The sequence below is a fragment of the Sulfurimonas sp. genome, assembly GCF_029027585.1.
Classification (GTDB): Bacteria; Campylobacterota; Campylobacteria; order Campylobacterales; family Sulfurimonadaceae; genus Sulfurimonas.
Genome location: NZ_CP093397.1, coordinates 1,430,122 through 1,451,510, shown reverse-complemented (window position 1 = coordinate 1,451,510; position 21,389 = coordinate 1,430,122). Strand labels below are relative to the sequence as shown.

At 31.1% G+C, this 21,389-nt stretch carries 24 protein-coding genes; 18 read left to right on the top strand and 6 right to left on the bottom strand.

The annotated features are described in order from the left end of the window. Positions 1 to 108: 108 nt before the first annotated feature. Genes MOV50_RS07495 through MOV50_RS07475 form a run of 5 tightly spaced genes read left to right on the top strand, consistent with a single transcriptional unit; the run spans position 109 to position 4,428 of the window. The gene (locus tag MOV50_RS07495; RefSeq protein ID WP_321777293.1) at positions 109 to 807 is read left to right on the top strand and encodes a sodium:solute symporter family transporter; all 699 of its coding nucleotides are present in this window, start codon (positions 109 to 111) and stop codon (positions 805 to 807) included. Beyond that, positions 800 to 1,876: an anhydro-N-acetylmuramic acid kinase gene (locus MOV50_RS07490; protein ID WP_321777292.1), complete on the top strand. Its 1,077-nt coding sequence runs from the start codon at positions 800 to 802 to the stop codon at positions 1,874 to 1,876. The genes MOV50_RS07495 and MOV50_RS07490 overlap by 8 nt, the downstream gene beginning before the upstream one ends. Next, positions 1,869 to 2,807 carry an aminoglycoside phosphotransferase family protein gene (locus MOV50_RS07485; RefSeq protein WP_321777291.1) on the top strand — a complete coding sequence of 313 codons (939 nt, stop codon included), beginning with the start codon at positions 1,869 to 1,871 and terminating at the stop codon, positions 2,805 to 2,807. Before MOV50_RS07490 ends, MOV50_RS07485 begins: the two co-directional genes overlap by 8 nt. Beyond that, positions 2,804 to 3,457, top strand: coding sequence for an N-acetylmuramate alpha-1-phosphate uridylyltransferase MurU (gene murU, locus MOV50_RS07480; RefSeq protein WP_321777290.1), 654 nt, complete (start codon positions 2,804 to 2,806; stop codon positions 3,455 to 3,457). The genes MOV50_RS07485 and murU overlap by 4 nt, the downstream gene beginning before the upstream one ends. Next, positions 3,454 to 4,428, top strand: coding sequence for a lytic murein transglycosylase (locus MOV50_RS07475; protein ID WP_321777289.1), 975 nt, complete (start codon positions 3,454 to 3,456; stop codon positions 4,426 to 4,428). Before murU ends, MOV50_RS07475 begins: the two co-directional genes overlap by 4 nt. On the opposite strand, the gene MOV50_RS07470 is transcribed toward MOV50_RS07475, so the two are convergent. The 4 genes from MOV50_RS07470 to MOV50_RS07455 form a co-directional block, all read right to left on the bottom strand. Next, positions 4,415 to 5,194, bottom strand: a complete 780-nt coding sequence (locus tag MOV50_RS07470; protein ID WP_321777288.1) for a D-hexose-6-phosphate mutarotase — start codon at positions 5,192 to 5,194, stop codon at positions 4,415 to 4,417. The genes MOV50_RS07475 and MOV50_RS07470 overlap by 14 nt on opposite strands. Position 5,195: 1 nt before the next feature. Then, on the bottom strand, positions 5,196 to 6,428 hold the full coding sequence (locus tag MOV50_RS07465; RefSeq protein WP_321777287.1) for a sugar MFS transporter: 1,233 nt from the start codon (positions 6,426 to 6,428) through the stop codon (positions 5,196 to 5,198). Between the two features lie 144 nt (positions 6,429 to 6,572). After that, positions 6,573 to 7,118 carry an opacity family porin gene (locus tag MOV50_RS07460; RefSeq protein ID WP_321777286.1) on the bottom strand — a complete coding sequence of 182 codons (546 nt, stop codon included), beginning with the start codon at positions 7,116 to 7,118 and terminating at the stop codon, positions 6,573 to 6,575. Positions 7,119 to 7,238: 120 nt separating this feature from the next. Further along, the gene (locus MOV50_RS07455; RefSeq protein ID WP_321777285.1) at positions 7,239 to 8,063 is read right to left on the bottom strand and encodes an HAD family hydrolase; all 825 of its coding nucleotides are present in this window, start codon (positions 8,061 to 8,063) and stop codon (positions 7,239 to 7,241) included. A gap of 27 nt (positions 8,064 to 8,090) precedes the next feature. On the opposite strand from MOV50_RS07455, the gene MOV50_RS07450 reads away from it, so the two are divergent. Continuing rightward, positions 8,091 to 8,780, top strand: a complete 690-nt coding sequence (locus MOV50_RS07450; RefSeq protein ID WP_321777284.1) for an SDR family NAD(P)-dependent oxidoreductase — start codon at positions 8,091 to 8,093, stop codon at positions 8,778 to 8,780. A gap of 6 nt (positions 8,781 to 8,786) precedes the next feature. Here the strand turns inward: MOV50_RS07450 and MOV50_RS07445 are convergent, their stop codons facing one another. Beyond that, the gene (locus MOV50_RS07445; protein ID WP_321777283.1) at positions 8,787 to 9,041 is read right to left on the bottom strand and encodes a hypothetical protein; all 255 of its coding nucleotides are present in this window, start codon (positions 9,039 to 9,041) and stop codon (positions 8,787 to 8,789) included. Then, entirely contained in the window at positions 9,028 to 9,402 is a 375-nt protein-coding gene (gene fliS, locus MOV50_RS07440) for a flagellar export chaperone FliS (protein ID WP_321779648.1), read from the bottom strand. Before fliS ends, MOV50_RS07445 begins: the two co-directional genes overlap by 14 nt. A gap of 145 nt (positions 9,403 to 9,547) precedes the next feature. Here fliS and fliD point away from each other — a divergent pair, with 145 nt between their 5' ends. From fliD to MOV50_RS07380, 12 genes are all read left to right on the top strand, one after another. Then, positions 9,548 to 10,948 carry a flagellar filament capping protein FliD gene (gene fliD / locus MOV50_RS07435; protein WP_321777282.1) on the top strand — a complete coding sequence of 467 codons (1,401 nt, stop codon included), beginning with the start codon at positions 9,548 to 9,550 and terminating at the stop codon, positions 10,946 to 10,948. A 32-nt stretch (positions 10,949 to 10,980) separates the two neighbouring features. Continuing rightward, positions 10,981 to 12,732: a hypothetical protein gene (locus tag MOV50_RS07430; protein ID WP_321777281.1), complete on the top strand. Its 1,752-nt coding sequence runs from the start codon at positions 10,981 to 10,983 to the stop codon at positions 12,730 to 12,732. After that, complete coding sequence (locus MOV50_RS07425) at positions 12,720 to 13,079, top strand: hypothetical protein (RefSeq protein WP_321777280.1); 360 nt, start codon at positions 12,720 to 12,722, stop codon at positions 13,077 to 13,079. Before MOV50_RS07430 ends, MOV50_RS07425 begins: the two co-directional genes overlap by 13 nt. Further along, complete coding sequence (locus MOV50_RS07420; RefSeq protein WP_321777279.1) at positions 13,076 to 13,516, top strand: hypothetical protein; 441 nt, start codon at positions 13,076 to 13,078, stop codon at positions 13,514 to 13,516. Before MOV50_RS07425 ends, MOV50_RS07420 begins: the two co-directional genes overlap by 4 nt. Before the next feature lie 134 nt (positions 13,517 to 13,650). Further along, on the top strand, positions 13,651 to 14,331 hold the full coding sequence (locus MOV50_RS07415; protein ID WP_321777278.1) for a hypothetical protein: 681 nt from the start codon (positions 13,651 to 13,653) through the stop codon (positions 14,329 to 14,331). After that, positions 14,332 to 16,128 (top strand): asparagine synthase (glutamine-hydrolyzing), encoded by a 1,797-nt coding sequence (asnB, locus tag MOV50_RS07410; RefSeq protein WP_321777277.1) that lies wholly within the window; start codon positions 14,332 to 14,334, stop codon positions 16,126 to 16,128. Next, positions 16,125 to 17,126, top strand: a complete 1,002-nt coding sequence (locus MOV50_RS07405; protein ID WP_321777276.1) for a radical SAM protein — start codon at positions 16,125 to 16,127, stop codon at positions 17,124 to 17,126. The genes asnB and MOV50_RS07405 overlap by 4 nt, the downstream gene beginning before the upstream one ends. Then, entirely contained in the window at positions 17,116 to 17,568 is a 453-nt protein-coding gene (locus MOV50_RS07400) for a GNAT family N-acetyltransferase (RefSeq protein ID WP_321777275.1), read from the top strand. The genes MOV50_RS07405 and MOV50_RS07400 overlap by 11 nt, the downstream gene beginning before the upstream one ends. Continuing rightward, a complete protein-coding gene (locus MOV50_RS07395; protein ID WP_321777274.1) occupies positions 17,565 to 18,560 on the top strand; it encodes a radical SAM protein in 996 nt (331 codons plus the stop codon). The genes MOV50_RS07400 and MOV50_RS07395 overlap by 4 nt, the downstream gene beginning before the upstream one ends. Beyond that, positions 18,553 to 19,245: a WbqC family protein gene (locus MOV50_RS07390; protein ID WP_321777273.1), complete on the top strand. Its 693-nt coding sequence runs from the start codon at positions 18,553 to 18,555 to the stop codon at positions 19,243 to 19,245. The genes MOV50_RS07395 and MOV50_RS07390 overlap by 8 nt, the downstream gene beginning before the upstream one ends. Further along, positions 19,238 to 20,275: a dTDP-glucose 4,6-dehydratase gene (locus MOV50_RS07385; RefSeq protein ID WP_321777272.1), complete on the top strand. Its 1,038-nt coding sequence runs from the start codon at positions 19,238 to 19,240 to the stop codon at positions 20,273 to 20,275. Before MOV50_RS07390 ends, MOV50_RS07385 begins: the two co-directional genes overlap by 8 nt. Beyond that, positions 20,276 to 21,388 carry a DegT/DnrJ/EryC1/StrS family aminotransferase gene (locus tag MOV50_RS07380; protein ID WP_321777271.1) on the top strand — a complete coding sequence of 371 codons (1,113 nt, stop codon included), beginning with the start codon at positions 20,276 to 20,278 and terminating at the stop codon, positions 21,386 to 21,388. It abuts the gene before it with no gap. Position 21,389: the final 1 nt, after the last annotated feature.

Sequence of the window (21,389 nt, the reverse complement as noted above, 5' to 3'; positions counted from 1 at the left end):
AATAAACTTCGTTTTGTAGATACTTCTTTAGATGGAAAGTTTAGCGTCATAGGACTTTTAACTGGTTGGCTTCTCTTAAATATTGCCGCTTTTGGACTTGACCAAGATATGACACAAAGAGTTCTCTCTTGTAAAAATAAACAAGAAGCAGCAAAATCTCTAATACTTTCAATACTACTAACTATTCCCGTAGTTTTACTTTTTTTGAGCATCGGTGCTTTACTTTTTGTTTTTTATCAAAACAGTATAGTTGAGCAGAATTTTAACGGAGAAAACATTACTATATTTATGTACTACATCTTAAATGAGATGCCAGATGGACTTCGTGGTTTAGTAACTGTTGGAGCGATTGCAGCGGCACTTTCATCTACTAACTCTGTTTTAGGAGCTATGGCTTCTGTTGCAGTTGAAGATTTGTATAGACCTTGGAAAATGACAAAAGGCAAAGTTGATGAGATGCACTTTGTAAAAGTATCAAGGTTAGCTGTTGTCTTTTTTGCTGTTATTCTCTCACTAATGGCAATAGTTAGTTACTTTTGGCAAAAATATAGCGACCTATCTTTGATAAGTTTTGCTCTTGGTGTTATGGCATTTGCATATACTGGACTTTTAGGAGTTTTCTTCTCGGCTATTTTTACTTCAAGAGGAAATGACAAGCTTGTTCCTTTTGCACTTGTAGGTGGTTTTTTAAGTGTTTTAGCTCTTCAACCTTATACCTTTGGCATCAGTATTGGTTTTTCTTGGCAGATAGTTATTGGGACGCTTATTGCTTTTAGTATTATGCAGTTAGGAGATAGTAATGAGTGAGTTATATATCGGTGTTATGAGTGGAACTAGTTTGGACGGAGTTGACGTGACTCTTTGTGAGATAGATGAATCAAATTGTAAGTTAATTTCTTCACTTGAGTTTCCTTTTGATGCAGAATTAAAAGAAGAGATTTTAAACGTTATTAACAGCTCAACTACTTTAGAACAAATTGGTACACTTGATAATAAACTCGGTCATTTATTTGCAGATGCCATAAACACTTTTTTACAAAAACAAAACATAGATGCAAAGAGTATAGATGCTATTGGTTTACACGGTCAAACACTTTGGCATAAGCCAAATGGGGACAATCCTTTTTCTATGCAACTAGGTTGCCCTAATGTAGTAAACGCCCAAACAAATATCAAAGTTGTAGCAGATTTTAGAAGAATGGACATAGCAAATGGCGGACAAGGTGCTCCTTTTGCTCCTGCTTTTCATCAGTTTATATTTAAAGAAAAAGAGAGTGCTGTTTTAAATATTGGCGGTATGGCAAACATAACTATCTTAGGTGAAAATCTAAGAGGTTGGGACACAGGTTGCGGAAATGTTTTGATGGATATGTGGATACAAAAATGTAAAAATATACCCTTCGATAAAGATGGAAAATTTGCAAAAAGTGGAAGCATAGACGCTAATCTTTTAGATGCTATGATTAGAGATATTTACTTTACAAAACTTCCTCCAAAAAGCACAGGTCGAGAGTATTTTAATGATACTTGGCTTGCAAACTATTTACCTATTTTTCAAACTTTAAAAGATGAAGATATACAAAGAACACTTTTAGAACTAACAGCTCTCTCCATTGCAAATGATGTTAAAAACAACAGTATTAAATCTCTTATAGTTTGCGGTGGCGGGGTTAAAAATGCCTTTTTAATGCAAAGACTCCAAGAATTATGCAAAGTAAAAGTAGCATCTACTGATGAAGTCGGTGTTAGTAGTGAGTTTATGGAGTCTATGGCTTTTGCCTGGTTAGCATACAAGCGTATTCACAACCAAGAAGTAAATTTAAGTTGCGTGACGGGAGCAAAAAAAGACTCTATTTTAGGTGGCATCTATGGATGAAATAAACAAATGGCTAAAAACTACTCCATATAAAAACTATAACATCAGTGTGGCATCTGCTGATGCTAGTTTTAGAAAATATTATAGATTATCACTCAATGAAAAAAGCTTTTTGTTGATGGATTCTTCACTTGAAAAAGACTCACTTGCTCCTTTTATAGATGTCACTTCAAGACTTTTAAAAGTTGGACTTAATGCACCTGAAATACTAGAAAAAAATGTAAAAGACGGTTTTTTAATCATAGAAGATTTTGGAAATACTCACTATTTAAATGTTTTAAATAACGATAATTTTAAAGCACTTTATTCTAGTGCTATCGATGTAATTATAAACATGCAAAAAGCAGATACAAAAGACTTGCCACTTTATGACAAAGCTTTTTTACACTTTGAAATGGACTTAATGAAAGAGTGGTATTTAGAAAAAAATCTTGCTCTTGTTTTAAATGAATCTCAAATAGAACTTATACAAATGAGTCTAGATGCCATTAGTGATGTTGTGCTTTCTCAGCCTCAAGATGTTTTTGTTCATAGAGATTTTCACTCACGAAACATTATGATAACTTCACAAAATGAAATCGGTGTTATTGATTATCAAGATGCTATGAGTGGAGCTATTACTTATGACTTGGTTTCACTTTTAAAAGATTGTTATATCTATTATGAGCGAGAGGAAATTTTGAAACTTGTTTTAGAGTTTCGTGATAAAAAAGGCTTAGATGTTAATGATGAAACTTTTATAAAATGGTTTGATTTTATGGGTTTACAAAGACACATAAAAGTTCTTGGCATCTTCTCAAGACTTTATCTTCGTGATAAAAAAGATGGTTATTTAAAAGATATACCACTCACTTTAAAGTACACTATCGACACAGCTAAGCTTTACAACGAAACAAAAGAATTAGCAAAATTACTAGAAGAAGCTCAATGAAAGCAATGATACTATGTGCTGGCCGTGGAGAGAGAATGCGACCACTTACAGATACTTTGCCAAAACCTCTTCTGAAAGTAAAAGGAAAAGCTTTAGTTGTTTGGCATCTAGAGAGATTAGCCCGATTAGGTTTTAAAGATGTGGTTATAAATATAGCCCATTTAGGTTTTAAAATACCTGGGCTTCTTGGAAATGGCTCAAAATGGAATCTGAATATTATATACTCTGATGAGCAAGATGAAGGAGCATTGGAAAGTGCTGGTGGCATAAAAAAAGCCCTACCTTTTTTTGATGATGAAACATTTTTGGTTGTTAATGGAGATGTTTTTTGTGATTATGATTTTGATGTAGATTTTGATTTAAAAAACAAGTTAGCTCATCTTATTTTAGTACCTAATCCAGAGCATAATAGAGATGGAGATTTTGGTATAAAAGATAATTTACTTGTAAATAATGTTGACATTAACTATACCTTCTCAGGTATTGGGTATTATTCGCCAAAACTTTTTAAACATCTCAAACAGGGAAAAGCATCTTTAGCACCAATACTGCGAAATGAGATAAAAAAACAAAATATAAGCGGAGAAATTTATAATAATATGTGGCACGATATAGGAACACCTCAACGACTGGAAAATATAAACAAATGAAAAATATACTACTACTTTTACTCTTAGCATCTATGTTAAATGCAAAATATACAAACTGTGACTTTCAAAACAAAGATTATGAAGATATTTGTAACAAAGCTGTAAAGAGCGGTGTTTCATATAAATACGCAAACAAGTTTTTGCTATCGTATTTTAAAACACAAAAGTATGATGAGATTAGCTGGAAGTACCTGCAACCTCGTCATATTACAAATCATAAGAACAATGAGCGAAAAGCAAATAAAGTTTTAGTAAATCATGTTCCAAAGATAGTAAAACATCTAAAAAGGTACAAAGAAGTTTATGATTATAGTGAAAAAACTTACGGTGTAAATCGTGAGATAATCGCATCTATACTTATGAAAGAGACTAAACTTGGAAAAATCAAACCAACTCATGATGCTTTTATAGTTTTTAACACCATCGTTGTAAGAACAAAAGCTAAAACTAAACGCGAAAAATGGCTTCTCAAAATGGGCAAAACAAATATGATTTCAATCATTAAACATTGTTATGAAAAAGGTGTAACACCTGAACAATGTAACTTGCCAAGTTCTTACGCGGGGGCAGTTGGTATCCCTCAGTTTATGCCAAATAGTTTTATTTACACAAAGGGTTATAAAAACAAAATAGCTGATTTAACAAAGATGGAAGATGCCATCATTTCAGCTAGTAGATTTCTTCATAAAAAGGCTGCTTATTCTAAACTTATAGACTGGGATAAAATGCCCGATATTAAGAAATTAGAATCTGACTGGTACAAATACGAAGCTAAACATAAAAATGCTTCACTTGTATATGCAAAAAATAAACATGGTAAAAAATATAAATGTTTCAGTTGTGATAAAGAAGATTTAGCATATTTCAAAGAATACACAAAAAAAATTATGCGCTACAACAACTCTTCAAACTACGCTATTGGTGTTATGAGATTAGCTTATGATTCTCATATACAACTCAACAAATTATAGCTTTTAGCCTATACTTTTGATTTGGTTTTAACAGTTTAAAATCATCATAAGCATTAGCTGATTCTATACAAACAAACTCTTTATATGCCTCATCACTCATACCGCTCATTCTTTTACATTTATCTATCCAAGGGTTCCAAACAACTACTGATAATGAGCCTTCATTTTCTATGCTAATAGTCCTATCTATATCAACTAACTCTATCCTTGAATCAACCTCTTGATAAACTCTGTCTATCTCTTTTTCAAATGTTATATATGAATTTTGAATAAAAATTTTATTTTTTAAAGCATCTAAATATGGTTTTGCATCTAGACCTCTAATTTTAATATTTGAAATATAAGAAATATTAAAATAAGTATGTAAAGCTTGTGTGAGTTTAAAAGTTTTTGTATCTTTATTTGTAGTAGTAAGTAGGATTTCTAAAGTATTACCAATGGTTATTTTCACTTCTAATTCAAGTTTATACTCACATAGTTTTAAAGTGACCTGCGTAGTATTAGCATCTATCTCTTTAGTTTGTAGATGCTCAAAAATTGAAGTTCTTGCAAAGCCGTGTTGTGGCAAATCTGGATTATTATTGCCAAAAGAAGGCCAACAGATGGGGACTCCACCTCTTATGGCTTTTCCTTTTTCAAAATCACTACTCTCACTTAGCCACAAAAGAGGTGTTTCTCCTGTGCGTTGATAATGAAAAAGATGCGCTCCTTGAAGAGCTATTTTAGCAGTTGCTGAGTTATTTTTTACTTCTATGATTTTAAACATTTTAACTCCAAGAAGTTTTTTTGTGCCATTTTAAAGCGTAAATAAGTATGAATACATAACAAACAATTCCCACTAAATAAGAGGTCTGCATATCGCCACTAACTTGTGCTACTTTACCAAAAACAAGAGGTAAAATTGCTCCACCTGCTATTGCCATGATAAGCAAGGCACTTCCTTGAGCAGTGAATTTTCCAAGACCTTCAAGAGCTAAAGGCCAAATAGTAGGCCAAACAAGTGCATTTGTAAACCCAAGAAGTGCAACAAAAGCGACCGTATTTGGCAGAGTAGCGATGCCACTCCATCCCCATAAAACTTCAGAAATCCAGTGAGAAGTTGTAGAACTAAAAGCAACACATAAAAGTAGTAAAATTCCACCAAGAGCTGAAGCTATAAGTGCTTTTTCTTGTGAGAGTTTTTTTGGTATAAAAAAGACTCCAACTAGATAACCAAAAACCATAAAAATCATAGTGTATGATGTTAGGGCTGTTGCATTTGCAACATCTAAACTTTGGGCATAAAGTCCTATAGTATCTCCAGCAATAACTTCAATACCTACATAAAAAAACAAAGCTACAGCACCTAAAATAACGCGTGGAAAAGCAAAAATATTTCCTTTTTCATCTTTACTTGTTTTTTCAAACTCCAACTCAGGAATAGATGAAAATTTCACTAAAGCGATAAGTCCACTTAAGACAATCGCCATTACAATATAAGGTATTATTAGTCTAGATGCTAACTCCTCAGTATCGATAGAATCTGTGGTTAAAGAGCCAATATCTGAGAGTATAAGAGTAGTGAAGAGAAGAGGAACTAAAACCCCTGCACTTTTGTTTATAAGTCCCATAATACTTATACGCATCGCAGCACTCTCTATGGGTCCAACTAAAACGACATAGGGATTTGAAGCGGTCTGTAAGATCGTAAGTCCTGTTCCTAGAGTAAAAAGAGCTAGTAAAAAAAGTAAATAGTTCGCGGTTAGTGCTGCTGGAATAAAAAGTAAACTACCAACAACCATAACCGCTAAACCTATTGCCATGCCATTTTTATAACCAGTTTTTTCTAAAACAAGAGCCATTGGAAAAGCCATAACTGTGTAAGCTATGTAAAACGCGAAAGTTACAAAAAGTGCTTCAAACTCATTTAAATCACAAATTACTTTTAAAAATGGAATCAAAGAGCCATTGAGCCAAGTTACAAAGCCAAATATGAAAAAAAGTATACCGATGATTATCATGAAATAGGGCCTTTTATATAGTTAAAGAAGTATATCTAATCTTAGACTTTTAGTACACTTCTTTCCTATGCGCAATTCTAATGAGAGTGATAACTGACATGTCATTTTCTTTTAAATAAACTATTTTTAGGGACGAAAAAATGTTTAATCTCTAAAAAGATAATTAATCCCTACTCCACACGATATTTGGTTTGCAGATGTTCTACCCCGATCATTTCCATTACTATCACTTATATGATATTTAGATATTTCTGCTCCACACCTGGTATCTAGCTCAAAACTGTCATTTATTTCATAAATAAAACCAAGAGTTACACCTAAGAATATAACACTTCTCGAGTAAGTTTCTTTTTTAAAAGTAGCTTTCCGAGTATAAGACTCTTTAACATAATTGTATTTAATAGTGGCACCTAAATATGGTGTAAAGCTAGTATTTTCTTGTATAAATAAGTAGTCTGCATTTATGCCTATTTTACTAGAATTTTCTAATGACATACTTAGTCTGTATTCATCAAAATATTTACCAATTTTATATGCTGTATATGTTGCTTCAGAATTACTCTTAAAATCATCATCTTCAATAGTATGATTAGTATATCCAACTTCTGCACCAATATACATATTGTCCTTTGCAAGCAACCCAGTCGTAAGTATTACTGTTCCTAATATTCCTAAAATTATCTTTTTCATTACATTTCCTCATTGTTTGTTTAATCAACAATCATATTCTAATAATGTGCTAACTTAGATATTAACTATTCATTCATTATTATTATAGTTAATATAACTTTAAATAATCTTTTTAAAGAATTAGCTTAAACTTTCTAAGTACTTTGCAACTGCATCTTCTTCATTTGTATAAGTTAAGACTACATCTGCTAACACAAGCACATCATCATGTGAATTTGCTACAGCTACTGCTGTATTTGCTAAGTTAAACATTCCTATATCGTTAAGATTATCCCCAAAAACAGTTAAGTTTTGCAAATTAAATCCGAGATATTCACTCACACTTTTTATGCCGTGAGCCTTATCTGCATCTTTGTTTAGTATGGTCAAGAAGTGACATCCTACATAGGCTTCAGGAGCTAAGATGTACTTCAAATCATCGCCAAAAATATTTACTAAGTGTTCATGAAGTTCAATTAATAGTTCCTCATCTGCCATATAAACAATTTTGAAGTTTTTATCTTCTGCTCTTATGCCATCAAAACTCTTAAGGTTATCATCACCTGAGTAGCGTTTGAGTACTTCTATTTGGTACTTGTTAAGAACCTTATCGTGTAAGAAACTCTCTCTTAGGTTTTTCTCATCACTTAACGAGAGTACAAAAGGATAAATCCCAAACTTCCAACCCTCATCAATTATCATATCACTAACATTACGACAAAGAGTTTTTGTCTCAATGATTTTTTTGTCCATAGTCGCTATGAGTGCTCCATCTAGTAAAATCATAGGAGCATTTACCTCTACTCCCTTTAAAAAATGTACAGTTTTCATATGAGTTCTTGCCGTTGCTATACCCATAATCGAGCTGTCACTAAAAGAGTTCCAGATTTTTTTAGTATAATCACTTATAGATAAATCATTTCTCAAAAATGTATGATCAAGATCTGTAATATATATGTTTTTCATAAAGAAATTATAGCTAAAAGGTTTAAAATGCAAACAGCAGTGGTAACGGGAGCTAGTAGTGGAATTGGTAAAGAAATAAGTTTACGACTTTTGAAGCTTGGATACAGAGTTGTTGGAGTTAGCAGAAGCATAACAAACAAAGATTTTAATAGTAAAAATTTTAGTTGTTTTCAAGCTGACTTATCAGATGAAAAAGCAACTGGAAGAATTTGTGAAGTGTTAAAAAATGAAGATGCATCTATACTTATAAATTCCGCTGGTTTTGGAAGGTTTGAACCTCATGAAGAGTTAAGTACCAAAGTTATAAAAGAGATGACTTTTTTAAATCTAACTGCTCCTATGTTGCTTACAAATGCCCTACTTCGGAGTTTGAGAAAAAATGATGGTTACCTAATAAATATAAATAGCATAGAAGCCATAAAAACTAGTAAATTTGCAGGTGTTTATAGTGCAACAAAAGCTGGTTTAAAAGCCTTTGGTGACTCACTCTTTGAAGAGAGCAGAAAAAGTGGACTAAGTGTTACAAACATAAACCCCGACATGACACAGAGTAATTTTTATGATGAACTTAGATTTACAACAAGTGATAAAGAAGATGAAAAACTATTAGCATCTGATATAGCAGATGCAATAGAACATATTTTGAGTATGAGAAAAGGTGCTGTTGTTAGTGAATACACTATAAGAAGTTTGAGATTTGGAATTTGTAAGAAGTAATCTAAACTATGACTTTAAGTCTAGTTTATTTGTAGGTTCTAGCTGTATTGACTCTAAAAACTTTAGATTTTTCTCCATCTTATTCATAATTATTTTTGTTTCATCTTGAAGTGTGTAGATTAGCTCAGCCGCTTCTCTTAAAAGATATGAGGCTGATTCCATATCTTTAACTTTCTCAAATTTTGGCATATTGTCTAAAAGTTCGTCTATATTATCTGTATTTTTTTCAATTATTGCTATTTGTAGGTTATTTAGCCACATCTGTACTTTCTCTCCATGCCTCTAACAAACCTTTAAAAACTTGACTAACTTCATCAAGTTTATCAATATTTTTTTCCATAGACGCTTGTGTTAATAATTTTATTTCATAATTATAAAGACCTTCTAAGTATAAAGAAATATCTCCTTGATTTGTATCGATGGTAACTATCAACTCTGTAAGAATAGCTATCGAGCGGTTTATCCAGTAAACTCTTTTTTCTACATCGCCATCTTTTATAGCCTTCTTTGCTTGTGCATTAAAACGAAGTACACCTTCATACAGCATCTCAATAAGCTTCGCTGGGGACTCAATACCGATGTTATTTTGTGCATAAATATTATGAGCTAAATTACCATACATTTTAGATCCTTTTTCATCATTGTTAGTTTCTTTCATGTAAGATATATCGACACGAAATAAATTTTCTTTATAGCAAATTTAAAATTTAACTTTATTGCTTTATTGTCGATATTAGTGTTATACTTTAATTTAAAAAGGATTTATTATGGCTTCTGCAATAAGCTCCCTCGGTATCGGTTCAGGTGTTTTAACTGCTGATGTAATAGATAAGTTAAAAGCAGCAGATACCTCTCGAATCATTAAACCAATAGAGAGAAAAATCACTCTTAATAACCAAAGACAAGATGCACAAAAACTATTAACATCTATGATGAAGACTTTTAAAGCCAGTGCTTCTGCTCTTAGTTACAGTACAATATTTGACTCTAAAAGCGTAGAAGTGACTGGCAAATCTAAAGTAAAAATAGATGCAGGGGCTAATGTAGAATCTTTTAACCTTGAAACTATTACACTTGCTAAAAAAGATATAACAAAATTTGGAGCAGTTGCAAGTAAACTTACAAATGTTGCTTCATTAAATGGAACCCTTGAGATAAAAATTGGCTCAGACCCTGCTAACCCTGATAAAACTATAAACATTGCATATACTGCTGGGATGACTCTTAGTGATTTGACGCAAGCTATTACAGATGAGGCTGGAGATGATATTTCAGCATCTATTTTACAAACTGGAGATGGTGCATTTAGTTTAATAATTACATCCAAATCAACAGGTGAAAATCAAACTTTAACTATTTCTGATACAAGTGGTAATTTGGATTCTGCTCTTTTTGCTGCATATAACGCAACTACAAACCCAACAGGTTATGAAAAAGTACAAACAGCAGTAGATGCAGAGTTTAAATATAATGGCATTTCTATGACTAGATCAAGTAACGAGTTTAGTGACCTTATTTTAGGTGTAGATATTACGCTTAATAAAGAAGGGGATATCTCAAAAGTTGCTATTTCTCAAAATACAAAAGGTATAACAGATGAACTTCAACAGTTTGTAGATAGTTATAATGCGCTTATGACTAACCTGCACGATATGACACTTAAAAATAGAGAAACTGGTGCTGAGGGTGTTTTTAATAGTGATAGTTTTGTTAAATCAATCTCTAGAGACTTAACAAGGGCAATAACTTCTCTAAATGATGGAGATTTACTTCTTAACTATGGTGTAGATATAGACAGACATGGTGCAATGAGCTTTGATAAAAATGTCTTTGAAAAGAAACTAAAGGATGACCCAGATGCAGTAAAGTTGTTTTTTACTGGTGGGAAAGATAATGATGGAGATGATGTAGCAGGTTTCTTTAAAACTTTTGATACAAAACTCAAAGGATATACTGGCTACGGAAAACTTTTAAGCACTTTTGAGGCAGACTTAAAAACAGAAGGTAAAAACCTTTCTAAAACTCATTTAAATTCCAAGAACTCCCTTGATACTCGTTATGAGATTATGTCAAAAAGGTTTATAGCTTATGATGCCATAATAAGTAAAATAAATGCTCAATTTTCATCTATGCAAATGATGATAAATGCTGAATATGCTAGTAAATAAGATCTTATGAAGAGGTCTAATGAATATTGAAAGTGTCTATTTTTTTCGACTCTGTAGTTGCACTTACGGTGGCTGATAGGCATAAAGATGATAAAAAATTATTTTTCTATGATGGGGCTCCTTTAACAGATGCTCCATCAAACTGCATAAATGTGCCAATTGCCTCATTTTATGATTTTTTCTTGCGAACCACATACCCACAAGTTTCACAACTAAACTTTGACAATGTTAACTTTTCCGATGATATTAAAGCACAAATAACTCAAAACATAACTCAAACTATCACAACTATAAAAAATAGAAAAATAGAAATTATAAACTCTCTTCTTCCTGCTAAGATAGATAATAAAAATATTGGAGTAATGATATTTTCATTTTTAAAGCACTTAATAGAAGGTGCTGATGAAAAAGCCACTGCTGAATTAATAATAAAACTATTAAACATAACAACTTACTTACAAACACATCAATACGAACTTACTCCGCAGATACTAAATCTGCAGATGCAACTATTTACATCAATAAATAAACAAGAAACAAGTATGAATAATATCTTCATAGCATTTATTTTAAAGCAATTTCAAGATAAAAAAGAATTTGATAAAAATAGACAAAAGTGCCTACTAGAGATAAGTAACTATGACACAATGCATGATATCTTCACTAATTTTCATTTTGTAAAGTATATTTATACGCCCGAAGAGTTTAAAAAATTTATAAATATACAGGCAAAAATTATATTTAAATCTGATTTTTTTGACCTTGACACAATAAAACAAAAAGAACAAGTGTATAGATTTTTTTATATCACTAACTATGCTTTTGATTTTTTTGAAGATTTTAAAGAGATGTATAACATTTTACTTCCTATATACCTTGAAGCTATAACAAAAGACCAAGATGAACTGGTGATGTTTATATACTATCCACTTCAGTTTTCATGGAACGGAGTTGCTCAGACTCAAAAGGAACATAAAGATTTTAACGATGCTGTTGAGCGTCCATTTGAATCATATGTAAAAAATACACTTATAGATAAATACAAGCTCAAAGCAAATAATAAAAAAATAAACCCTAATCAAAAAAAGATAAAAGTAGCCATCTTAGTTCACAGAATCCTAGATTTATCTGTAAATCATGTAATGATGTCTTTACTAGAATCTATCAAGAAAAATCCAGATAAACAATATGAATTTATAGTATATGATTTAAATCTTATGGAAATGCTAGGAAGTGATGATAAAAAAGTTGAAGAATTAAAAGCACTTGGATTTAAATATGTTGACTTACATCATAAGTTTTTTAAAAGTAACTATGCTTTTTATTCAATAATAGAAAAAACTTTAAAAACCAGAAAATTACTTATAAAAGATAAAATTGATATACTCATAGGTTATCACAACAGAGCAGAATATAACTTCTTATTTACTAGCAAAACTGCACCTAAACAGATTTATTGGAGTCATGGAAATGATGAGTATGATCTAGATGCTATTGATGTGAAAATCTCTCACTTTAATACTACGGATAAAAGGTTTAAACACTTTGAAATCCCTATAGATTTAGAAATATATAACCCTGATGTTGATATAAAGGAAATTAACAAAATCAGAGCTTCATACCCCAAAGATAGTTTTATACTTGGTAGCATCGGGAGACTTATAAAGCTAGATAGTGATGAGTACTTACAAACTGTTGCTGCTATCATGAAAAAAAATCCACATACTATTTACTTAGCTTGTGGTGGGAAAATAGTGAAGTTAAACGCAAAGTGGAAGCACTAGGCTTATCTGATAGGTTTTATTTTCCAGGTCACATAGATGCTCATGTATATGCTCATGTTATAGACTTATGGCTAACACCTTTTCCTTTTGGTGGAGGTAGGGCACTTGAAGAGTATAGAGCTAAAGGGAAACCTTATGTTGTAATATATGACTATAAAGGTGAAAAATTAAATTTAGCTCTATCTTTTGCAAAAGATAAAAATGACTATATATTAATTGCCAATAAGTTCATTCATGATAAAGATTTAGTACAAAGAGTAACTAAGAGTTACCTTGAGCATACATCTAAACAATTAGAAAAACACACTATAAATGATTTTAGAAATATTCTGAAGGTCTCTATATGAGAAATGAAGCTGGTTGGAGTTTTTTATTTGATGATAATGAACCTGCTATCAATTTCAAAAATGAGTTAAAATATAATTTTAAAAGATATATAGTTGATTTACTTATTATAGTACCATTTTTATTAAGCCTTATTATCCTTTTTATATACAAGAAACTACTTACTCCTAATCCTGAAAAAAAAATACTATTAGGAACAGTACCTATCGTAACTTTTTACTTACTAAATAAACTACTTAAACAAAACGGCTTTAATACTACACTTTTTGTCTTTGATGATTGGTCAAATGGAAATTTTCATAATGATATCTCTTTTAGTGATATATGTAAAAATAAATTTTTACATAAAGAGCCTTATCTTTTTGGTCCATATATATCATTTCTTTGGGCTTTAAATAAATTTGACATTTATACTCTTTACTTCAACAGTGGCTTTTAGAAAGAACTATTTTTTGGCGTATTGAACCAATTATATATCAACTTTTCAATAAAAAAGTCATCCTTTTCCCTTATGGAAGTGATGTATGGTCCATAAAACAAAACTCAAATCGTGTACAAAAGCTAGGTCACATGATGAGTTTAAAAAAATATTTTCATCTAGATAAAAAAATAGAATCTAGGATATACCATTGGTCTAAGTATGTGAATTTAATAATTGCTACTGTCAACTACATAGACTTCTTACAAAAAATAGATATTTTAGTTTATCATGGACATATTATAGATGATATTAATAATAAAAAATATACTTACAATTTTAAAAATACGGATGATATAAAGATAATTCATTATGCTAATGATAAAGTAAGAAAAGGTAGTAACTTCATAGAGAACAGTTTAAGAAAGTCCAATAATCATATAAATAATTTAGAATTTTGCTACGCCGAAAAAAGAGATATAATCCTCTCAAAACTAGATAGCTCACATTTTTATATAGAACAATTAACTGATGGCTTTTTTAGTTTTTCAGCGCTTGAAGCAATGATAAAAGGTAAAATAGTATTTTTGTATTTAGATGAAAGTATCAATGATATGTATAAGATTGTAAATAGTAATTACTACATAGACTTTTTTGACAACTCTCCCATAGTAAATATTAACCTATACAATTTAGAAAATAGACTCATAGAGTATCAAAATAAAAAATTTAATGAACTAAAAGAGATAAGTTTAAAATCAAGAGAATTTGCCATAAAACTTTTACAAGAAAATGAAAAAATGTATCTAAAAATATTTGACAGACTAGTAAAATAGATGTGCGGTATAGTTGGTTTTGTAGCACATCAAAACAATAAACTACTCAAAGACATGAACGATGCCTTAGTTCACAGAGGACCTGATTCACTAGGTAGTTTTAATTCTAAGACAATCTCATTAGCAATGAGAAGATTATCTATAGTAGATATAGAGTCTGGTTCTCAACCTTATTATTCAAAAGACAAATCAATCGTTGTTGTGTTTAATGGTGAGATATACAATCATAAAGAACTTCGTAATGAGCTTATTTCTAAAGGCTACTCTTTTTCTTCTTCACATAGTGATGGGGAGATTATTCCAAATATGTATCTAGAATATGGAGTAGATTTCGTAAATAAACTTAACGGTATGTTTGCAATAGCTTTATATGATGTAGATAAACAAAAGCTACTTTTATATAGAGATAGACTTGGAAAAAAACCACTTTATTATACCTCTATAAATAAAGAGTTCTATTTTGCATCAGAGATAAAAGCACTTCTAAAGATCAAAAATGATTTTAAAATAGATAAACACTCTTTAATAAACTATCTTCAACTAAAAAATACTTCTGCACCAGATACAATCTATGAAGATATAAAACAAGTAAATAGTGCATCTTATATTGAGTATGATTTAAGGTTAAAAACTTATGTAGAAAATAAATATTGGGATTTAGATTTTTCTAAAAAAACAAATTTATCTGAACATGAGATATCTAAGAAATTGATAACTCTCTTAGAAGATGCCGTGAAAATAAGAACAGAGTGTGATGTTGAGTATGGAGCATTTTTAAGTGGTGGTTTGGACTCTAGTTTAGTTTGTTCTATCATTACCCAAACTCATAACAAAAATCTTATGACTTTTTCTCTTGGTTATAAAGACGATTTTAAAAATAAACAAAGTGATTTGTATCATGCCAGAAAATTATCTGAAAAACTTGGAACAAATCATTATGAATATATACTAGATTCAAAAGAAGTTTTTGATGAATTATCAGATGCACTTCGAGCTTTTGATGAGCCATTTTCAGGTACTATAAGCACTTATTTTTTAACTAAACTAATCTCGAAAAATGTAAAAGTAGCACTCTGCGGTGATGGGGCTGATGAACTTTTTGGAAGTTACTTAACTCATAGACTTTCAACTCCGATAGAGAATTATCTTAACAATACTCAACATATAAAACCTTTTGATTCAAAAGAAGAATTTGAGTTTTTAAAACATATAGCAGATGAAGATATAGCTGTTTGGAGAAATAAGTTGAATGTTTTTAGTGATGATGAATTAAACTCTTTATTTCTAAGTAACATAGATATCCCAAATCCTTATAAAAATATCACTACTACAGCTAAGACTATGCTCGATAAATGTTTAGAGATAGATGAAAAAGAACTACTAGTAAATCAAATACTTCCATTTACAGATAGACTCTCAATGGCACATTCGCTAGAGGTTCGCTCACCTTTTTTAGATTACCGTATCGTCGAGTTTGCCGCACAAATTCCATCATCACTTAAAATAAAAAATACTGTTAATAAATATATACTCAAAAAAAGTGCATCTAAGTATCTTGATGATGAAATCATAAACAGACCTAAAGAGGGTTTTGTACTTCCTGTATATCAATGGATAGAAGAAGAGTATTTTGATGAAGTTTATACTACAATACTTCATTCTAATATGATAGATAATTTTGAATTTAATAAAATATATATAAAAAATTTACTAGACACTTTTAAGATACAAAAAAAACAACACGCAAAAATTTGGAATTTATATACACTAGCAGTTTGGTACGAGGGAATAAAATGAAAATAACACAAGAAACAAAAGATAGACTACTTAAAATTGAAGGGAAACTTCAAAAGTGGGAGTTTCCACCTCAGATAATTATAGAGAGCACCTCTGTATGTAACCAAGCCTGTATCCACTGTAACCACCGCATCATGGAGAGAACTAAACAACATATGGATACAGATCTTTTTAAAAAGATAGTTGATGAGATAGCCAAAGAAGAACCAAATACTGAGATATGGCCAACTTTTTATGGTGAGGCTACAACTCTTCGTGAGACACTATATGAACTACTTAGGTACGGTAGAGATGCAGGGCTTACAAACATGGTTTTAAATTCTAATGGAGTTTTACTAGAACGACATGACTGGATAGACCAAATTCTTACATCTGGGCTTAAAAGATTTATAATCTCGCTTGATGGTTTCACTTGTGAAACTTTTAACAAGATAAGAGTTGGGGGAGAGAGAGATAGAGTTTATGCATCTGTAGAGAAACTCCTAAAAAGAAGAGATGAGTTAGGCTTAGAGTTTCCAGTTATTCAGTGTCAGTTTTCAGTTATGGATGAGAATAGACACGAAGTTGAAGCTTTTAGAGAGCACTGGGAACCTCTTGGTGCTGAAGTAAAAACTAGAAATATGCTCTCGTGGACAAACTCTGGTGATGTAGTAGCAAATAACTTAGACTACGATACTGAGTTTAGAGTAGCTTGTCCATGGGCGATGAATACTATGGCTATACATGAAAATGGAAATGTAGTAACTTGTGCTGTTGATTATGAAGGTAAAACCATCATAGGTAATGCAAAAGACACATCTTTAAAAGAGTTATGGCAAGAACATACAAAAGTAGTAAAAAAACCACATATAGAACATAGGTGGGAAGATATACCAGATATTTGTAAAACTTGTCCAGACTGGCAAGTAGCTGGTGCAACATATCATGAAAATAAAAATATAGAACTCAAAAAAGAAGCTAGACCTTTTTGGTGGAAAGAAGATGAGAATGAAGATTGATATTGTTGCTTTAAAAGAGAATTTACAATATTTAGACCAATATATAGCACTAAGAAATAATTACAAAGATGACCTTTTTACGGAGATTGTAACTTATCAAGAGACAAGAAATTGGCTACAAAACAACTCTATAGTAAATATGATAGCTACTCAAAACAAAATGCTTTTGGGAGTAGTTATTTTATATATAGACAAAAAAAATGAAGTAACTATCTTTGTAAAAGAAAAAAACAAAGGTATAGGAACTTTGCTACTTAAAGAGATTGAAAAACATGCAATTAAAAATGGACTAACATATCTTCTCTCTTGGATAGAAGAGTCAAATAAAGCTTCTAAAACACTATTTATAAAAGAAAAATATACTTTAATGCATAAAAAAATAAAAAAATATAACAATATAAACTATAATGGAAATATATTTAAAAAGGACTTATATATATGAAACATACGCAAAACAACTACGCTCTTAAAGATGAGGCAGAAGAGTTTCCAATGATGTCAGTTTTATCATTCTCTTATGTTTGTAATGCTCTATGTCCAAACTGCCCATATACAAATTCAGATATTCGTGCAGACTATAAAGACGCAAAATATATGTCACCTGAAATTTTTAAAAAAATTGCTGATGAAGTTGGACATCATGGTGCATGGCTTAGAATAAGTGGTGGGGGTGAACCTACCATGCATCCAGATTTTTTAGAACTAATGGTATATGCAAAAGAAAAAGGCTGTAAACTAGGCATCATAACTAATGGCTCATTGATGAATGAACCTCTTGCTAAGAGTTTGTTAGAGATAGATGTGGAAATGCTAGAATTTTCAGTAGATGCTTCAAAGCAAAGTGATTATGATATAGTAAGAAAAGGTCTTAATTTTGATGAACTTGTCCAAAATCTAAAAACTGTATATAAACTAAGAAATGAGATGAATTCAAATACAAAAATCATTGCATCTGCAATAAACCAAAATAATATAGATGTAGATGAAGTAGAGAAGTTTTGGTTACCATATGTAGATAATTTTCAAAAAAGAAAATATCTAACTTGGGGTATAAATGATGCAAGTGAATCTGCTGATGACACACCTTACTTACCACCAGAGGAGAGAATTCCATGTCCTTTTCTCTTTGAAAGATTAAATATAGATTCTCGTGGTCAAATTATGATGTGTGGTTACGATATAGCAGCAAATACAAATATGGGAAATATCAATAACGCATCTATAAAAAATATCTGGCATGGGGATAAGTTTACTAACTATAGAGATAAGCACCTTCAAAAGAAAGGTGATGAAATAGCCCTATGTAAAAACTGTCCTGATTGGAAATATAGATCTTGGAAACATAACTATTGGAAACTTGTGGAGAATGCTCAAAAAAACAAAGACTCTTCTCTTGGTATTTCAGACAGTGAAGGTGCTGTAGAAGTTGACTAAAGTAGCTATACTCCAACCATCATATATTCCATGGATTGGATATTTTGAGCAAATAATAAATGTTGATATATTTGTTTTTTATGATGATGTTCAATACACAAAAAATGACTGGAGAAATAGAAATAAAATCAAAGTGCTCAATGACAGCTCTTGGCTTAGCATCCCTGTAAATTCATCAACAAGCAAAAATATAAACGAAGTATTTGTTGACGATACTAAAAATTGGCGAGTCAAACATCTAAAATCTTTAAAGCAATTTTACTCAAAATCAAAATACTTTGATGAGATATATCCAATTCTTCAAAACAATATAAACTCAGATAACAACTCACTTAGTAACATATCTATAAGCATTATAAGAGATATCTCAAAATACTTAAAATTAGATACAAAATTTTATCTATCATCCGATTTAGGTATTGGTGGAGATAAAAACGATAGACTCATAAATATTTGCAAACACTTTAATGCGTCAAGTTATCATACTGGTAAAGCTGCACAAGATTATATAGATAAAAAATTGTTTGATAATAATAAGATAAAATTACTTTTTCAAGAGTATAAACATCCATCATACAAGCAATTACATGGAGACTTTTTACCATATTTGTCTATAATAGATTTATTGTTTAACTATGGCAAAGATAGCAAAAAAATTATAACTAAAGAGAGTTCAGATGTCTAAAACATACCTCATTACAGGTGGAGCTGGCTTTATCGGTTCTAACTTTGTAAATTATATTTACAACAAATATCCAGATTCTAAAATAATAGTCTTAGACCTACTTACTTATGCTGGAAGTGTAGAAAATTTTCCAGTAAATGTAAATAATATAAATGATAGGTTTGAGTTTTGGTATGGAAATGTGACTAATTCTGCCCTAGTAGATTCTCTCGTTTGTAAAGCTGACTATGTGATTCACTTCGCTGCTGAGACTCATGTTACAAGGTCTATATTTGACAATAGAGACTTTTTTGAAACAGATGTTATAGGTACTCAAACAGTATCAAATGCTGTACTGCAAAATAAAAATACAGTTGAGAAATTTATCCATATATCTACTTCTGAAGTTTATGGAACTGCATCTGGATGTGAACTAATGGATGAACATCATCCACTAAATCCTATGTCACCTTATGCTGCTGCAAAGGTTGGTGCAGATAGGTTGGTTTACTCTTATGTAGAAACTTATGACATACCAGCTACTATCATCAGACCATTTAACAACTATGGAGCTTCTCAACATTTAGAAAAAGCTATACCTCGTTTTATAACAAGTGCCTTACTTGATGAAGATTTAACAGTTCACGGTCAAGGTTTGGCTTCAAGAGACTGGATAAATGTACACGATACTTGTTTAGGAATAGACAAGATTTTAAACAGCCCCCTTTCAAAAGTTCAAGGCGAAGTTTTTAATCTTGGTACAGGAAGGACTATATCTATAAAAGATATAGCCCTTGAAGTTGCAAAAGCAATGAATATTGATAAATCTAAAATAAAATATATAGACGATAGACCTGGTCAAGTTGACTGTCATATAGCAAATATACAAAAAATTAAAGATATTTTAAATTGGCAACCTTGCATAAAGTTTGAAGATGGTTTAAAAAATACCATTGAGTGGTACAAAAATAACCACCATAAATGGGAAAAGCAGATTTGGATGAGACAAGTTCCAATAGTTTTAAAAGATGGTAAGAAAGTAATTCATTAGATGCAAAAAATAGAATTCTTTAAACACAATATTGATGAAGAAGATATAAGTAGAGTTACTAGCGTTCTTAAATCGATATTTTTAACAAACGCAAATGTAACTAAAGAATTTGAAGAAAAATTTGCAACTTATTTAGATGCTACGCATTGTGTAGCTGTAAGTTCTTGTACAGCGGCCTTGCATCTAAGCTTACTTGCTCTTGGTATCAAAGATGGTGATGAAGTGATAACTACACCTATGAGTTTTGTAGCTACCTCAAATGCTATTCTCCATGCGGGGGCTATTCCTGTCTTTGTAGATATAGAAGAATCTACTGGAAACATAGATGCCACACTTATAGAAGCTGCAATAACGCCAAAAACAAAAGCTATCATGCCCGTACATCTTTATGGAAATATGTGTGACATGAAAGCAATCAAAAAGATAGCTAATAAACATAACCTTAAAATCATCGAAGATGCTGCTCACTGCATCGAGGGTGAGAGAGATGGGGTTAGAGTTGGGGAGTTAGGTGATGTTGCTTGTTTTTCTTTTTATGCGACTAAGAATATCACAAGTGGTGAGGGTGGAGCAATAACAACTAACAATGATGAAGTAGCCAAACTTCTTTATCAGTTAAGACTTCATGGCATAAACAAAGATGCATCTTCAAGATATACAGATAAATTTGCCCATTGGGATATGAAGGTCCTTGGCTGGAAATATAATATCTCAGATATACAATCAGCTTTACTGATAGGACAGTTAGAGAAGATAGAAGAAAGGCTCTCTAAAAGAGAAGAGATAGCTAGGTACTATGAAGTGGCTCTAAATAAACTAGGTGTCAAGTATATAAAAGTTCCTAAAAATACTAAATCAGCAAGACATCTTTTTATTATAAAAATGAAAAATAGAGATAAAGTAGTTAGCAAGCTTCAAAGTAACGGCATCGGTGTTGCTGTAAATTATAGAGCCATTCATATACTTAATTATTACAAAAATAGTTTCTCTTTTCAAGATAGTGCTTTCCCAATCGCAAAAAAGTTTGGAGATGAAGTTTTATCATTACCGCTATATACGAAACTTGAACTATCGCAACTAGCGTATATAATATCTAACTTAGCAAAGATATAAA

Coding starts and splice junctions, on each gene's coding strand:
- MOV50_RS07495 (WP_321777293.1), top strand. CDS start 109: ATGACACAAAGAGTTCTCTCTTGTAAAAATAAACAAGAAGCAGCAAAA.
- MOV50_RS07490 (WP_321777292.1), top strand. CDS start 800: ATGAGTGAGTTATATATCGGTGTTATGAGTGGAACTAGTTTGGACGGA.
- MOV50_RS07485 (WP_321777291.1), top strand. CDS start 1,869: ATGGATGAAATAAACAAATGGCTAAAAACTACTCCATATAAAAACTAT.
- murU (WP_321777290.1), top strand. CDS start 2,804: ATGAAAGCAATGATACTATGTGCTGGCCGTGGAGAGAGAATGCGACCA.
- MOV50_RS07475 (WP_321777289.1), top strand. CDS start 3,454: ATGAAAAATATACTACTACTTTTACTCTTAGCATCTATGTTAAATGCA.
- MOV50_RS07470 (WP_321777288.1), bottom strand. CDS start 5,194: ATGTTTAAAATCATAGAAGTAAAAAATAACTCAGCAACTGCTAAAATA.
- MOV50_RS07465 (WP_321777287.1), bottom strand. CDS start 6,428: ATGATAATCATCGGTATACTTTTTTTCATATTTGGCTTTGTAACTTGG.
- MOV50_RS07460 (WP_321777286.1), bottom strand. CDS start 7,118: ATGAAAAAGATAATTTTAGGAATATTAGGAACAGTAATACTTACGACT.
- MOV50_RS07455 (WP_321777285.1), bottom strand. CDS start 8,063: ATGAAAAACATATATATTACAGATCTTGATCATACATTTTTGAGAAAT.
- MOV50_RS07450 (WP_321777284.1), top strand. CDS start 8,091: ATGCAAACAGCAGTGGTAACGGGAGCTAGTAGTGGAATTGGTAAAGAA.
- MOV50_RS07445 (WP_321777283.1), bottom strand. CDS start 9,041: ATGTGGCTAAATAACCTACAAATAGCAATAATTGAAAAAAATACAGAT.
- fliS (WP_321779648.1), bottom strand. CDS start 9,402: ATGTATGGTAATTTAGCTCATAATATTTATGCACAAAATAACATCGGT.
- fliD (WP_321777282.1), top strand. CDS start 9,548: ATGGCTTCTGCAATAAGCTCCCTCGGTATCGGTTCAGGTGTTTTAACT.
- MOV50_RS07420 (WP_321777279.1), top strand. CDS start 13,076: ATGAGAAATGAAGCTGGTTGGAGTTTTTTATTTGATGATAATGAACCT.
- MOV50_RS07415 (WP_321777278.1), top strand. CDS start 13,651: ATGAGTTTAAAAAAATATTTTCATCTAGATAAAAAAATAGAATCTAGG.
- asnB (WP_321777277.1), top strand. CDS start 14,332: ATGTGCGGTATAGTTGGTTTTGTAGCACATCAAAACAATAAACTACTC.
- MOV50_RS07405 (WP_321777276.1), top strand. CDS start 16,125: ATGAAAATAACACAAGAAACAAAAGATAGACTACTTAAAATTGAAGGG.
- MOV50_RS07400 (WP_321777275.1), top strand. CDS start 17,116: ATGAAGATTGATATTGTTGCTTTAAAAGAGAATTTACAATATTTAGAC.
- MOV50_RS07395 (WP_321777274.1), top strand. CDS start 17,565: ATGAAACATACGCAAAACAACTACGCTCTTAAAGATGAGGCAGAAGAG.
- MOV50_RS07385 (WP_321777272.1), top strand. CDS start 19,238: ATGTCTAAAACATACCTCATTACAGGTGGAGCTGGCTTTATCGGTTCT.
- MOV50_RS07380 (WP_321777271.1), top strand. CDS start 20,276: ATGCAAAAAATAGAATTCTTTAAACACAATATTGATGAAGAAGATATA.